At 70.3% G+C, this 13,572-nt stretch carries 13 protein-coding genes and 1 pseudogene; 8 read left to right on the top strand and 6 right to left on the bottom strand.

Features of this window, described 5'->3' with window-relative positions; translation table 11 throughout:
- Positions 1-6 precede the first annotated feature (6 nt).
- Positions 7-651 (top strand): annotated as a pseudogene (locus tag ACIQI8_RS09215) (thymidine kinase); the annotation flags it as partial.
- On the opposite strand, the gene ACIQI8_RS09210 reads toward ACIQI8_RS09215, so the two are convergent.
- Both ACIQI8_RS09210 and ACIQI8_RS09205 read right to left on the bottom strand, forming a co-directional pair.
- Complete coding sequence (locus ACIQI8_RS09210) at positions 651-1,136, bottom strand: DUF4352 domain-containing protein (RefSeq protein WP_402346438.1); 486 nt, start codon at positions 1,134-1,136, stop codon at positions 651-653. The pseudogene ACIQI8_RS09215 and the gene ACIQI8_RS09210 overlap by 1 nt on opposite strands.
- Positions 1,137-1,209: 73 nt before the next feature.
- Positions 1,210-2,013, bottom strand: a complete 804-nt coding sequence (locus ACIQI8_RS09205) for a VOC family protein (protein ID WP_402346436.1) — start codon at positions 2,011-2,013, stop codon at positions 1,210-1,212.
- Between the two features lie 296 nt (positions 2,014-2,309).
- Here ACIQI8_RS09205 and ACIQI8_RS09200 point away from each other — a divergent pair, with 296 nt between their 5' ends.
- On the top strand, positions 2,310-3,161 hold the full coding sequence (locus ACIQI8_RS09200; RefSeq protein ID WP_402346434.1) for a sulfurtransferase: 852 nt from the start codon (positions 2,310-2,312) through the stop codon (positions 3,159-3,161).
- A 115-nt stretch (positions 3,162-3,276) separates the two neighbouring features.
- Here the strand turns inward: ACIQI8_RS09200 and sepH are convergent, their stop codons facing one another.
- Entirely contained in the window at positions 3,277-4,314 is a 1,038-nt protein-coding gene (gene sepH, locus ACIQI8_RS09195; protein WP_402346432.1) for a septation protein SepH, read from the bottom strand.
- 508 nt (positions 4,315-4,822) lie between these two features.
- On the opposite strand from sepH, the gene ACIQI8_RS09190 reads away from it, so the two are divergent.
- Positions 4,823-5,602, top strand: a complete 780-nt coding sequence (locus tag ACIQI8_RS09190; protein WP_402346430.1) for a hypothetical protein — start codon at positions 4,823-4,825, stop codon at positions 5,600-5,602.
- Here ACIQI8_RS09190 and ACIQI8_RS09185 read toward each other — a convergent pair.
- Positions 5,526-6,845, bottom strand: a complete 1,320-nt coding sequence (locus ACIQI8_RS09185) for a D-arabinono-1,4-lactone oxidase (RefSeq protein ID WP_402346428.1) — start codon at positions 6,843-6,845, stop codon at positions 5,526-5,528. The genes ACIQI8_RS09190 and ACIQI8_RS09185 overlap by 77 nt on opposite strands.
- Positions 6,805-8,052: an MFS transporter gene (locus ACIQI8_RS09180; protein ID WP_402346426.1), complete on the bottom strand. Its 1,248-nt coding sequence runs from the start codon at positions 8,050-8,052 to the stop codon at positions 6,805-6,807. Before ACIQI8_RS09180 ends, ACIQI8_RS09185 begins: the two co-directional genes overlap by 41 nt.
- A 243-nt stretch (positions 8,053-8,295) precedes the next feature.
- Between ACIQI8_RS09180 and ACIQI8_RS09175 the strand changes: the two genes are divergently transcribed.
- Positions 8,296-9,423: a ferrochelatase gene (locus tag ACIQI8_RS09175; protein WP_402346425.1), complete on the top strand. Its 1,128-nt coding sequence runs from the start codon at positions 8,296-8,298 to the stop codon at positions 9,421-9,423.
- Between the two features lie 8 nt (positions 9,424-9,431).
- Positions 9,432-10,247, top strand: a complete 816-nt coding sequence (locus tag ACIQI8_RS09170) for an inositol monophosphatase family protein (protein ID WP_402346423.1) — start codon at positions 9,432-9,434, stop codon at positions 10,245-10,247.
- A gap of 109 nt (positions 10,248-10,356) precedes the next feature.
- Here ACIQI8_RS09170 and ACIQI8_RS09165 read toward each other — a convergent pair whose 3' ends face one another.
- Positions 10,357-10,521 carry a hypothetical protein gene (locus ACIQI8_RS09165; protein ID WP_185146023.1) on the bottom strand — a complete coding sequence of 55 codons (165 nt, stop codon included), beginning with the start codon at positions 10,519-10,521 and terminating at the stop codon, positions 10,357-10,359.
- Positions 10,522-10,971: 450 nt separating this feature from the next.
- Between ACIQI8_RS09165 and ACIQI8_RS09160 the strand changes: the two genes are divergently transcribed.
- The 3 genes from ACIQI8_RS09160 (at position 10,972) to ACIQI8_RS09150 (ending at position 13,564) form a co-directional block, all read left to right on the top strand.
- Positions 10,972-11,625 carry a response regulator transcription factor gene (locus tag ACIQI8_RS09160; RefSeq protein WP_003993508.1) on the top strand — a complete coding sequence of 218 codons (654 nt, stop codon included), beginning with the start codon at positions 10,972-10,974 and terminating at the stop codon, positions 11,623-11,625.
- A 6-nt stretch (positions 11,626-11,631) separates the two neighbouring features.
- A complete protein-coding gene (locus ACIQI8_RS09155) occupies positions 11,632-12,873 on the top strand; it encodes a sensor histidine kinase (protein WP_402346421.1) in 1,242 nt (413 codons plus the stop codon).
- Positions 12,874-13,267: 394 nt separating this feature from the next.
- Complete coding sequence (locus ACIQI8_RS09150) at positions 13,268-13,564, top strand: DUF4193 domain-containing protein (RefSeq protein WP_005481602.1); 297 nt, start codon at positions 13,268-13,270, stop codon at positions 13,562-13,564.
- Positions 13,565-13,572 lie beyond the last annotated feature (8 nt).

The following is a 13,572-nucleotide window of genomic DNA, read 5'->3' as shown; positions in this document are numbered from 1 at the left end:
CCCCCCATGCCCGAGCTGGTGTTCTTCTCCGGAACGATGGACTGCGGGAAGTCGACCCTGGCGCTCCAGATCGAGCACAACCGCTCGGCACGCGGGCTGGCCGGGATGATCTTCACCCGCGACGACCGCGCGGGCGAGGGCAAACTCTCCTCCCGCCTCGGCCTGGTCACGGACGCGGTGGAGGTCGAGGACGGCCAGGACTTGTACGCGTACCTCGTCGACCACCTCTCCCAGGGCGGCCGCGCGGACTACGTGATCGCCGACGAGGCCCAGTTCCTGGTCCCCGAACAGATCGACCAACTCGCCAGCGTGGTCGACGACTTGGGCCTCGACGTCTACGCCTTCGGCATCACCACGGACTTCCGCTCGAAGCTCTTCCCAGGCTCCCAACGCCTCGTCGAACTCGCCGACCGAGTAGAGGTCCTCCAGGTCGAGGCTCTCTGCTGGTGCGGCGCCCGCGCCACCCACAACGCCCGCACGATAGGCGGCGAGATGGTGGTCGAGGGCGCCCAAGTGGTCGTCGGCGACGTCAACCAATCCGAAGACATCGGCTACGAGGTCCTCTGCCGCCGCCACCACCGCCGCCGCATGACCTCGGCGACGACACGAGCGGCGGCACTGTCACCGGATGTGCTGCCGGTGTCGTCCTCCTATGGGACGGTCCACTCCCCGACGTCGTCGGAGAAGCCGCTGTCCATGGCGAACTGGACGGTGACGACGCGGGATCCGTCGGCCACCTCGAAGGTGATGAAGCCCAGGGCCGACTTGCCGGGCCTGATGGTGACGCTGCCGGGGAGCTCCGGGCCGGCCGTGGTGTTGGCGAAGGCGGATGAGAAGCGCTGGCCCGCCTTGTCGATCACGACGGCTCCGTTGGAAGGGGAGTCCTTGTAGACGGCCGTGCCCGTGTTCTTGAGCCGGAACTGGACCGACACGTAATGCTTCCCGGCCGAGGGTGTGAAGTAGTCGGCCGGCCGAGCTGGATCGACGACCTTGCGCACTGTGACGTCGAGCGTCTCGCCCGACTTGATCCCCGAGAGACTCAACGTGTCTCCGATCCCTGGATCGGTCCCCGGCGCCAACGCCAGCGCCGGAACCGCCAACAGACACGTCAGTAACGGTGCGGTACGACCTCGCATCGCTCCTCCCGATGTGTGGAGCAGCAGATACCTCCATGCTCCGCCCGCATCGCGCCTCGCGCGAGCCGAGGGCTCAGCGGGGGATCTGGATCAAGGAGAAGCGGGCGCCCTCCGGGTCCGCGACCGTGGCCACCCGGCCGTATGGGCTGTCCGCGGGGGGTGTCAGGACGTGGCCGCCCAAGTCCGTCAGGCGGGTGACCGAGGCGTCTGTGTCGGCGACCTCGAAGTACGTCATCCAGTGGGGACCGCGGTCGCGGGGGAGGGCGTGGCCGACTCCGTGGATGCCGGCTACCGGGTGGCCGGCGAGGTTGAGGGTGACGTAGTCGAAGTCGGCGGGGCCGGTCGGTTTCGTCTCGTAGCCGAAGACCGTTTCGTAGAACTTGATGACGCTCTCGGACTCGACTGTGACGAGTTCGTTCCAGGCGGGCGTGCCGGGGACGCCCGTGATGGCGGTGCCGAGGTGGGCGGCGGCCTGCCAGATACCGAAGACCGCGCCCGCGGGGTCCGAGCCGATCGCGAGGCGGCCCGCCTCGGCCGCGTCCAGGGGGCCGACCCCGATCGTGCCGCCGCACAGCCGGACCGTCTCGGCGGTCACGTCCACGTCGTCCGAGGCGAGGTAGGGCGTCCAGGCGATGGGCAGATGACGGTCGGGCGGCAGCTGGCCGATGCCCGCCACCTCGTAGCCGTCCAGCAGCGCACGCGCGTAGGGGCCCAGTTGGTGCGGGCCCGGCCGGAACTCCCAGCCGAACAGCGCACCGTAGAACTCCTGGGTCGCGTCCATCCCGTGCACCATCAGACTCACCCAGCAGGGTGTGCCGGGCGCCCGCAGATCGTGCGTCTCGCCGTTCGGGCCGGCCGACCCCCGTGCCTCGGTCATCGTCACTCTCTCCTCGACCCCTCGCGGTGGCCGTTCGCTTCCGCTCTCCGGATACCCCGAGCCGATGCTCGCACCACCCGAACCGTCGCGCGCCCCGGGCGCGCCGTACCTCGGACTCCGTGCCCGGAGGATGCCCGACACGCGCCATCTCGCCCGTTTCCGTGCGATTGCCGAAGGATGTCGATCAGCTGTACAGCATGTGCCCGAACCCATACGCCTCGTGATCAGGTCTGCCCGGCGGAGCAGACTAGTCGGACATCGACGACGCGGCCACCCCGTACGCAAGGATGGGGACCATGAACGCCATCATCTCCGCATCCGAACTCACGAGCGACCTGGCCGGGCAGCGGCCGCCCGTCGTGCTCGACGTCCGCTGGCAGCTGAGCGTGGCCAAGGCGGCAGGTGAGCCGCCCTTCGACGGCCGAGCCGAGTACGCCCGCGGCCATATCCCGGGCGCTGTCTACGTCGACCTCGACTCGGAGCTGGCCTCCGCCCCGGGCGACCGTGGCCGGCACCCGCTGCCCGACCCGGAGATCTTCGGCGCCGCGATGCGCCGGGCGGGCGTGTCCGCGGGCACGCCGGTGGTCGTGTACGACGGCGGACAGGGCTGGGCGGCGGCCCGCGCGTGGTGGTTGCTGCGCTGGACGGGTCACCCGGACGTGCGGGTCCTCGACGGCGGGTTGCCGTCCTGGGAGGGGTCGTTGGAGACGTCCGTGCCCACCCCGGCACCGGGCGACTTCGTCCCCGCGCCGGGTGCCGAGGGACTTCTCGGTGCCGACGAGGCCGCGGCGCTGGCCCGCTCCGGGGTGCTGTTCGACGCCCGCGCGGGGGAGCGGTACCGCGGCGAGGTCGAGCCGATCGACCGGGTCGGCGGCCACATCCCGGGAGCCGTCTCCGCGCCCACCAACGAGAACGTGGCGCCCGACGGCCGCTTCCTGCCCGCCGAGGAACTCGCCGACCGCTTCAAGGCCCTTGGCGCGAGCGAGAGTTCACCGGTCGGCGTCTACTGCGGCTCGGGTGTCTCGGGCGCGCACGAGGTGCTCGCCCTCGCGGTGGCGGGCATCCCGGCCGCGCTGTACGTGGGTTCGTGGTCGGAGTGGTCGGCGGACCCGTCCCGACCGGTCGCCGTCGGCCCCGACCCGCAGTAGCCCGGGGAGACGGATCCGCGGGGCGCACCAGAAGCGGATCCCGGGGACGTACGAGGAAGAGGGCCGCACCCGACCGGCGCGGCCCTCACCCTCGTACGAACTCGAGCGGTTCTCGCTACTCCTGCTTCTTGCGTCGTGTCCCGAACACGATCTCGTCCCAGCTGGGGACCGCCGCGCGGCGGCCGGGGCGGACGCCGTCGGCCTCGGCCTGGCGGTCGGTGGCGCCGACGAGACGGTCGCGGTGGGCGCCGACCGAGCGGGGCATCAGGACGTCCGCGTAGGCGGAACCGGCCGAGGCCGCGGGGGCCGGGGGTTCCTCCTCCGTGGGTTCGGCGGCGGGCTCCTCCACCGGAGGCTCCGGCGTCGGGCGCTCCGGGACGACGAGGTCGCCACGGAAGCTCGGTACCGCCTCCAACAGGCTGGTCAGCGAGTCCCGTTCGCTCGCCGCGGTGTCCTCGTCGGACTCGACCGGCGGCGCCGGCAGGCTCGGCCGCTCCAGAGCGCGGTCCAGCGGACGGTCGCGCGGCAGCCGGGCGATACGCGGCACGAACGGAAAGCTGGGCTCCGCCGCGGCGAGGTCCTCGGACTCGCCGATCAGCGAGCGCGCCTCCTCGTCGACGGCCTGGACGAGCCGCCGGGGCGGGTCGTAGGTCCAGCTCGCCGAGTGCGGTTCGCCCGCGACCAGGTAGACCAGCAGGACTTCCCAGGTGCCGTCGTCGCGGCGCCAGGAGTCCCACTGCACGGTGTCCTTGTCGGCACCGCGCAGGGTCAGCCGTTCCTGGACGGCTTCGCCGAGTTGGGGACCGGCCGCGTTCTCGCCGGGCCGGCGGACAGGGGTCTTGCGAGCCCGCTCGGCCATGAACGCGCGCTCCGCGAGGACGGGGCCCTCGAAACGCCGTACACGGTCGACGGGGATGCCTGCGAGCTGTGCGACTTCTTCCGCGCTGGCACCGGCACGTATACGTGCCTGGATGTCGCGAGGACGGAGGTGGCTTTCGACTTCGATCTCGATCTGGCCGAGGCGGGGACGATCGCCGCGGACAGCGGCACGGAGCCGCTCATCGATCGGAAGCGTGTACTCCGTTGAGTCGGCAGCCTTCAGCACCAGCCGTGTGCCGTCATTCGAGACGGCCACGACACGCAGTTCGGGCATGGGGACCTCCCGGGTGGTGCCTGCCGACGTCACGTGCGTCGCTGCTTCCGCTAGTCGAGTGTGGCCTGCCCGGGTGCAGCCTGCCACAACCTTGCCGAGTTGCCCGGCGTGTCGGGCACAGGCCCTGGAACGCCGTTATGGCACGGTTACCTATTCGCAACGCTAAGTGACCAACTCCGTCACCCTGTGCAACAAGCCCCCTCCGGGCGGTCCAGTAAGGCCGCGGACATCCTGGCGGGAGGCCGGGCCCAGGGCTCGCAACAGTACTCCATTTGGGCCACGTGCGTGGATTGGGACGCGGTCCAACTTCTCGCGAGAGGTGCGAGTTGGCCGCCCGTCACGCGGTTTCGGGATCTTGAAAGTGGCGTACTTCACGTAAACCCCCGAAACGGAACTATCGGTTTCGTCCGTACGTCCCTTTCTCGTGCAGTTGGTCGATCGCGGTCGATCAGCGTTGATCAAGCAGTAAAAGTCGATCAAGTACGGGAAAGGCAGGCAAGAAACCGGTATGCGTGAAAGGTCGGACGCCGAGGTCGTCGAGGTCGTCGAGGTCGCGGACCCTGAACTCGCGGAAGTCGCCGAAGTCAAGAAGAAGCGGCTCGATCTGAGCGTCCCTCAAGTCGCGGGCAGTGCCGTGGCCGCCGTGGTGGCGGCCAAACTCGCCTCGTACTTCGGGGTCTACGGCACGATCCTGGGCGCCGGTCTCGTCAGCGTCGTCGCGACCTGCGGCGGCTCGGTCTTCCAGCACTTCTTCAGCCGCACCGGCGAACAGCTCCGGGAGGTCACCGTCACGGGCCGCCCGGGTGAGAGCGCGCCGCGCGCTCCCGGCGAGTTCACCGAGGGCACCGTCTACCGCGCGCGGGTGAGCAGTTGGAAGCGGCCGGTGGTCGCGGCCGCCCTGGTCTTCGGGGTCACCCTGACCGGCATCACCACCTACGAGCTGGTGTCCGGCGACAGTTTCAGCGGCGGCGGGGGCACCACCGTCAGCGACGCCGTCACCGGCCATGACCCGTCGACCTCGAAGTCCCGTGACGACGCGCCCACTTCACCCACGGCCACGCCGACTCCGTCCACCACGCCCGACGTCGGCGCTCCTTCGGGTTCGAGCGGCACCTCTTCGGACGGGGGCGGGGCCACGACGACCGATCCGACGCCGACGCCGAGCGCCTCGGACGGCGGCGGTACCCCGACCCCCACACCCAGTGCGTCCGCTACGACCCCAACACCCGACGCAAGTAGTCGTTCTGGAAGCGCCGATCCGGGTCAAGACGGTCCCGCAGCGCCGTGAACTCGCCGAAGCGCGGGTAGACCCCGGCGAAGTACTCGGCGTCCCGGGTGTTCACCTTGCCCCAGTGCGGCCGGCCCTCGTGCGCGGTGAAGATGCGCTCGGCCTCGGTGAAGTACGCCTGGTAGGGCGTGCCCCGGAACATGTGCACGGCGATGTAGGCGCTGTCCCGGCCGGAGGCGGTGGACAGGGTGATGTCGTCCGCCGGGGCGGTGCGGACCTCGACCGGGTAGCTGATCCTGAACCTCGAACGGTCGACCATCGCCTTGAGTTCCCGCAGCGTGTCCACCAGGGCGGCGCGCGGGACGGCGTACTCCATCTCGACGAAGCGGACCCGACGGGTGGAGGTGAAGACCTTGTACGGGATGTCGGTGTACGTCCGGCTGGACCAGGCCCGGGTGGAGATCTGGGCGATGGTCGGCACGGTCGCGGGCACCGCGCGGCCGACCATGTTGACCACCTGCCACAGGCCGTTGGCCACGAACTCGTCGTCGAACCAGCTCGCCAGCGGCTTCACTGGCTGCTCCGGGCCCGCGCTGCGGTTGTTGCGCTTGGTGTTGGTGGACGCCGTGTGCGGGAACCAGTAGAACTCGAAGTGCTCGTTCTCGGCCCAGAGTTCGTCAAAGCGGCTGGTGACCTCGTCGAAGGGCATCGGCTCCTCGCGGGCCGTGAGCAGGAAGACGGGCTCCACGGCGAACGTGATCGCGGTGACGATCCCGAGGGCGCCGAGGCCGATGCGGGCCGCCGCGAAGACGTCCGCGTTCTCCTTCTCGGAGCAGGTCAGCACCGAACCGTCCGCCGTGACCAGCTCGAGTCCCCTGATCTGGGCGGCGATCGAGCCCGACTCACGGCCACTGCCGTGGGTGCCGGTGCTGACGGCGCCGGAGACCGTCTGCTCCATGATGTCGCCCATGTTCGTGAGCGACAGACCCTCGCGCGCGAGGGCCACGTTGAGTCTCTTGAGCGGGGTGCCGGCCTCGACGGTGACCGTCAAGGCATCGCGATCAATGTTGCGGATGCCGGTCAACAGTTGAGGGCGGATCAACACGCCGTCGGTGGCGGCGATCGACGTGAAGGAGTGCCCGCTGCCGACGGCCTTCACCGTCAGCCCGTCCTCGGCGGCCTGCCGCACGGCCGCCGTCAGTTCCTCGACCGAGGCCGGCGTGACCTCCCGCGCGGGGCGGGCCGTGACCGTGCCGCCCCAGTTACGCCACGTGCCGTTCTTCGCGCTCGCTGTGGTGCTCAACAACGGTGCCTCCCCGCCCCGGTGCCGGTCTGCTGAGCCGGCGGTACCCGAGGAAACCGACCGCGACCGCGACGGCCCCGGCGACCACCGGGACCCCGTACCCCGCACGCGCGCCGGCCGAGTCGATCACCCAGCCGGCGACGGAGGAGCCGAGCGCGACCCCGACCGCCAGGCCGGTGCTCACCCAGGTCATGCCCTCGGTGAGCTTCGCGCGAGGTACGTGCTCTTCTATGAGGGACATCGTCGTGATCATCGTGGGTGCGATGGACAGGCCCGCAAGGAACAGCGCCACGGCCAGAAGCGACAAGTTTCCGACCAGTAGGAGGGGGATCATACTCACGGCCATCGCGCATATGCCCAGCAGCCACCTGCGCGCGGGTGCTCCCCGGAAGCGCAGCAGCCCGAACACGACGCCCGCGGAGCATGAGCCCGCCGCGTACAGGGCGAGCACCACGCTGGCGGCGCCCTTGTGACCCTGCTCCTCGGCGAACGCGACGGTGACCACGTCGACCGCCCCGAAGATCGCGCCGGTCGCCACGAACGTGGCCACCAGCACCTGGAGACCGGCCGCGCGCAGCGCCGAGCCGCCGCTGTCGGCGCCGCGCACGCGCGGGTGCGGCTCGGGCTCGGTGGCGCGCTGCGCGGTCAGCCAGAAGACGCCGAGCGCCAGGAAGCAGGCGGCGAGCAGCGGCCCGGCCTCCGGGAACCAGGCCGTGGACAGTCCGATGGAGATGATCGGCCCGAAGATGAAGCACACCTCGTCGACGACGGACTCGAAGGAGTACGCGGTGTGCAGGTGCGGAGTGCCCCGGTACACGGCCGCCCACCGCGCGCGGATCATCGGGCCGAGGCTCGGCACCGAGCCGATGCCGGCGGCGCACACGAACAGCGTCCAGTCCGGCCACTCGAAGTGCGCGGCGAGCAGCAGTCCGGCCGAGGCGACGAGCGCCGCCAGCGTCGCCGGCCGCAGCACGCGCCGCTGCCCGTACTGGTCGACCAGCCGGGAGATCTGCGGCCCGATCGCAGCGGCGGACAGCGCGATGGTGGCCGACAGGGCGCCCGCGAGCCCGTACCTCCCGGTGAGCTGGGAGATCATCGTGACCACGCCGATGCCCATCATCGACAGCGGCATCCGGCCGAGCAGGCCTGCGGCGGCGAACCCCTTGGAGCCGGGGGCGGCGAACAGAGCGCGGTAGGGGCTGGGCACGGGGTCTCCGGAGGGTACGGCCACGCGCGCGTACGGGGCGGCTCGGGCACGGCGTGGACGAAAGTGGCTCGTAAGGCGCCGATGCCGGCTCCGTAAGGTGCCAACACGGCTGATACAGCTTACGAGTGAGGTCACCCTAATGCACCCCGTGCGCCGCCCGGAATCGGCGTCGTCGCCCGACCCGCCCCCGCTGTCCCCCTGGCCGCTGCCGGGTTGTCGGAGCGGGGTGGCAGGATCGATGTCATGCCAGACGCGCTCGATGCCACCCCCTACGACGCCCTCCTTCTGCTCTCGTTCGGCGGCCCCGAAGGGCCGGACGAGGTGGTTCCGTTCCTGGAGAACGTGACGCGAGGGCGCGGCATCCCCACCGAACGCCTCAAGGAAGTCGGGCAGCACTACTTCCTGTTCGGCGGGGTCAGCCCGATCAACGACCAGAACCGTGCCCTGCTGGACGTCCTGCGCAAGGACTTCGCGGAGCACGGCCTGGACCTGCCGATCTACTGGGGCAACCGGAACTGGGCCCCGTACCTGACCGACACCCTGCGCGAGATGGTCGCCGACGGCCGCCGCCGGATCCTGGTCCTGACGACCAGCGCCTATGCCTCGTACTCGGGCTGCCGCCAATACCGCGAGAACCTCGCCGACTCGCTGGCCGCCCTCGATGCCGAGGGCCTGCCCCTGCCGAAGATCGACAAGCTCCGGCACTACTTCAACCACGAGGGCTTCCTGGAGCCCATGATCGAGGGCGTCCTGCGCTCCCTGACGGACCTCCCCGAGGACGTCCGCGACGGCGCGCACCTCGCGTTCTCGACCCACTCGATCCCCCTCGCCGCCGCCGACACCTCCGGCCCGGTCGAGGACCACGGCGACGGCGGAGCGTACGTGGCACAGCACCTGGACGTGGCCCGGCAGATCGCCGACGCGGTCCGCGACCGCACCGGCGTCGAGCACCCCTGGCAGCTCGTCTACCAGTCGCGCTCCGGCGCCCCGCACATCCCGTGGCTGGAGCCCGACATCTGCGACCACCTGGAGGAGCGCCACGCGGCCGGCGTCCCCGCGGTGGTCATCGCGCCCATCGGCTTCGTCTCCGACCACATGGAGGTCCTCTACGACCTCGACACGGAGGCCAGGGCCAGGGCCGAGGAGCTGGGCCTGCCGATGCGCCGCTCGGCGACCGTCGGGGCCGACCCGCGGTTCGCCGCCGCGGTCCGCGACCTGGTCCTGGAGCGGGTGGCCGTGGAGCGCGGCCAGGAGGTCACGCCGTGCGCCCTGGGCGCCCTCGGCCCGAGCCACAACCTCTGCCCGGCCGGCTGCTGCCCGGCCCGCGCCCCCCGCCCCGCCGCCGCGGGTGCCGACAGCCCGTACGCGTGAGGAGCCCCGTGACCGACGCCCCGCATCAGGAACTGCTGGAGCTGGCCCTGGAGGCCGCACGCCGTGCCGGAGCACTGCTGCGGGACGGCCGGCCGGCCGACCTGGCGGTGGCCGCCACCAAGTCCAGTCCCATCGACGTCGTCACCGAGATGGACATCGCCGCGGAGAAACTGATCACCGACCTGATCTCCGCCCGCCGCCCCGGCGACGGCTTCCTCGGCGAGGAGGGCGCCTCCAGCGAGGGCACGAGCGGCGTCCGCTGGGTGATCGACCCGCTCGACGGAACGGTCAACTACCTCTACGGCCTGCCCACTTGGGCGGTCTCCATCGCGGCCGAACAAGGCGGCGAGACGGTCGTGGGCGTCGTGGCCGCCCCGATGCGCGGCGAGACGTACCACGCGGTCCGCGGCGGCGGAGCGTGGGCCCGCGGTGCCTGGGAGGGCGAACGCGAGCTGGCGTGCCGCCCGGCGCCGCCCCTGGAACAGGCGCTGGTCTCCACGGGCTTCAACTACGTCACCGAGGTCCGCGCCCACCAGGCCGAGGTCGCCCAGCGCCTGATCCCCCTCCTGCGCGACATCCGCCGCAGCGGCTCGGCGGCCGTCGACCTCTGCGACGTGGCCTCCGGCCGGCTGGACGGCTACTACGAACGCGGCCTGAACGCCTGGGACTACGGCGCCGGCGACCTGATCGCCAGGGAAGCGGGCGCCCTGACCGGCGGACGGCCCTCACAGCCCCCGTCGCCGACCTTGACGATCGCGGCGACCCCGGGAGTCTTCGAACCCCTCCAACGCCTCCTGGAGGACTTCGGCGCCTGGCACGACTGACCCAGGGGGCGATGGGCGTAAAGGGCAGGAACGACGCAAAAGGCGAGGCCCGACGCTGGATTCGTCGGGCCTCGCCCTCTCATGCGAAACGCCTGGTAGCGAGCAGACGCTAAGCGCCGACCTCCACACCGTGCTCGGCGGCGAGGCGGCGCAGGTCGTCGAGTTCGCCCTGCTCCACCTCGACGAGGAAGTCGTCGCCCTCGTTGCGAGCCCGCGTCAGGTCGGACTCGGTTGTCCTTATGCGCTGCAGAAGTCCTGCGGTGAATGCGTCCATGCTGCGCCCCCTCGTCCTGGGTCGTGGGTCGATGGCACGGGGGTGTGCCGTTCGGAAGGGGCGATCACGTCTCCAACAGGTGCCCGGCACAGCCCGCGCCGGGCGGCGACGGTGCCGGACACCCACGTCCACTCTGCGGAAAGCGGATTGCGCCGTGCCGCATGGTGTTGCGGCACTAGCAGAGCGTGATCGCGGGGTATGAACGGTCCTCCCCGCGCTTCCTTCCACGGAAACCTCAACCGGCCGAGAAAATCCCGCATTCCCGAGTCTCACAACTGTCTTTCATCCACCGCTCACTCCGCCCTCACCCGCCGCTCTCCTCCCGCCCGGCCGCCTTACAGCCGACTTATGGCCGAAAAGGGCAGGATGGAGGCACACAGTCATGGAGAACTCCGCCCACGCCTGCCCTCCGGGGCGCTACGCGGGTGGACATCAGGAAGGACAAGCGACGTGCGCGTACTCGTCGTCGAGGACGAGCAACTGCTCGCCGATGCGGTGGCCACCGGACTGCGCCGAGAGGCCATGGCCGTGGACGTCGTGTACGACGGCGCGGCAGCCCTGGAGCGCATCGGTGTCAACGACTACGACGTGGTCGTCCTGGACCGCGACCTCCCGCTCGTGCACGGGGACGACGTCTGCCGCAAGATCGTCGAACTCGGCATGCCCACGCGCGTGCTGATGCTCACGGCCTCCGGCGACGTCAGCGACCGGGTCGAGGGTCTGGAGATCGGCGCCGACGACTACCTCCCCAAGCCCTTCGCGTTCAGTGAGCTCATCGCACGCGTGCGTGCCCTGGGCCGGCGCACCAGCGTCCCGCTGCCGCCGGTCCTGGAGCGCGCCGGGATCAAGCTCGACCCCAACCGCCGGGAGGTCTTCCGCGACGGCAAGGAGGTCCAGCTCGCGCCCAAGGAGTTCGCCGTCCTGGAGGTGCTGATGCGCTCCGAGGGCGCCGTCGTCTCCGCGGAGCAGCTCCTGGAGAAGGCCTGGGACGAGAACACCGACCCGTTCACCAACGTCGTGCGCGTGACCGTCATGACCCTGCGCCGCAAGCTGGGCGAGCCACCCGTCATCGTCACCGTGCCCGGCTCCGGCTACCGGATCTGATAGCCCATGGCCGCAACACCCGCTCTCCCCACGGCACCCCCCAAGCCCACCTGGGACCCCCGCAAGCCCGAGCCGCCCTTCCCCTGGCTGCGCCCGACCATCCGCATACGGCTGACGCTGCTGTACGGCGGCATGTTCCTGATCGCCGGCATCCTGCTGCTGTCGATCATCTACCTGCTCGCCGCCCAGGCCCTGCACGAGGGCGGCGGCCAGTCGTTCACGGTGCGCGGAACCAACATCGGTATCACGAGCAGCACCTGCCCCCAGCTCAACCAGGCGACCAGCAACAGCGAGATCAACTCGATCCTGGAGTCGTGCGACGCGGTCAAGCGCCAGCACGCCCTGGACGATCTCCTCAGCCGCTCCCTGCTGGCCCTGCTCGGTCTCGCCGTGATCGCCTTCGCGTTCGGCTACGCGATGGCCGGCCGGGTCCTGTCGCCGCTCGGCCGGATCACCCGCACCGCCCGCGCGGTGGCGGGCTCTGACCTGTCCCGCCGGATCGAGCTGGACGGTCCGGACGACGAGCTCAAGGAACTGGCCGACACCTTCGACGACATGCTGGAGCGGCTCCAGCGGGCCTTCACCGCCCAGCAGCGCTTCGTCGGCAACGCCTCGCACGAGCTGCGCACCCCGCTCGCGATCAACCGCACGCTCCTGGAGGTGCACCTCTCGGACCCGGGCGCCCCCGTGGAGCTCCAGCAGCTGGGCAAGACGCTGCTGGCCACCAACGAGCGCAGCGAGCAGCTCGTGGAGGGCCTGCTGCTGCTCGCCCGCAGCGACAACCAGATCGTCGAGCGCAAGCCGGTGGACCTCGCCGAGGTCGCCGGGCAGGCGGTCGACCAGGTGCTCTCGGAGGCGGACGCCAAGGGCGTGAAGATCCGCGGCGAGCAGAGACCCGCGGTGGTCCAGGGCAACGGCGTGCTCCTGGAGCGGATCGCGCTGAACCTCGTACAGAACGCGGTGCGGTACAACGTGCCCAAGGACGGCTGGGTGGAGGTCACCACCGAGGTCCAGCACGGCCAGGCGGTCCTGGTCGTGTCGAACACGGGTCCCGTCGTGCCGGCGTACGAGATCGACAATCTTTTCGAGCCCTTCCGGCGGCTGCGGACGGAGCGGACGGGCAGTGACAAGGGCGTCGGGCTCGGCTTGTCGATCGCGCGGTCGGTGGCCCGCGCGCACGGTGGCCACATCTCGGCACAGCCGCGTGAGGGGGGTGGGCTCGTGATGCGGGTCACCCTCCCCATCTGAGAGCATGTCGCCGACACGCGGGGATGTTCGCTTTGCGCGGAATTTTCTGGGCATCGAATCGACGAACCCGTGTGTGATCGATCACAAAGGCGAATTTCCGGCCATCTACTCTCGGTGATCACAGAACCTGCCGGAAAGCCGGGATAATCCGGGTTTTTAGGGGTCTTGATCACGGGAAGTACACGGTGAGACGCCTTTGAAGTGCGGCATTGGGACCGTGTACGGTCCGCATCGCCATCCAAGCCGATCACTCGTGAGGAGTCCGGTTGGGTGTCGATTGAGTAACAGACCTTGATGTGAGGCAAAATCTCCGCCTCAGGTCGGGCACAAGTCCGGCCTCTCACGCGTTACGTGCGCTGGAGACACCGATAGACACCCAGAGGGGGAGAGCGACATGGCAACGGATTACGACACCCCACGCAAGACCGACGACGACGTTGATTCGGACAGCCTTGAAGAGCTCAAGGCCAGGAGGAACGACAAGTCGACCTCCGCGGTCGACGTCGACGAGTTCGAGGCCGCAGAAGGCCTGGAACTGCCCGGAGCGGACCTCTCGAACGAGGAGCTGGCCGTCCGGGTGCTGCCGAAGCAGCAGGACGAGTTCACTTGCATGAGCTGCTTCCTGGTGCACCACCGCAGCCAGCTGGCCAGGGAGAAGAACGGCCAGCCGATCTGCCGCGACTGCGACTGAGGCGGGGT

Origin of the sequence: Streptomyces sp. NPDC092369 (genome assembly GCF_044755245.1) — a bacterium.
Lineage (GTDB): Bacteria > Actinomycetota > Actinomycetes > Streptomycetales > Streptomycetaceae > Streptomyces.
The sequence above is the reverse complement of the archived record's forward strand: the minus strand, read 5'-3'. Positions and strand labels throughout refer to the sequence as shown.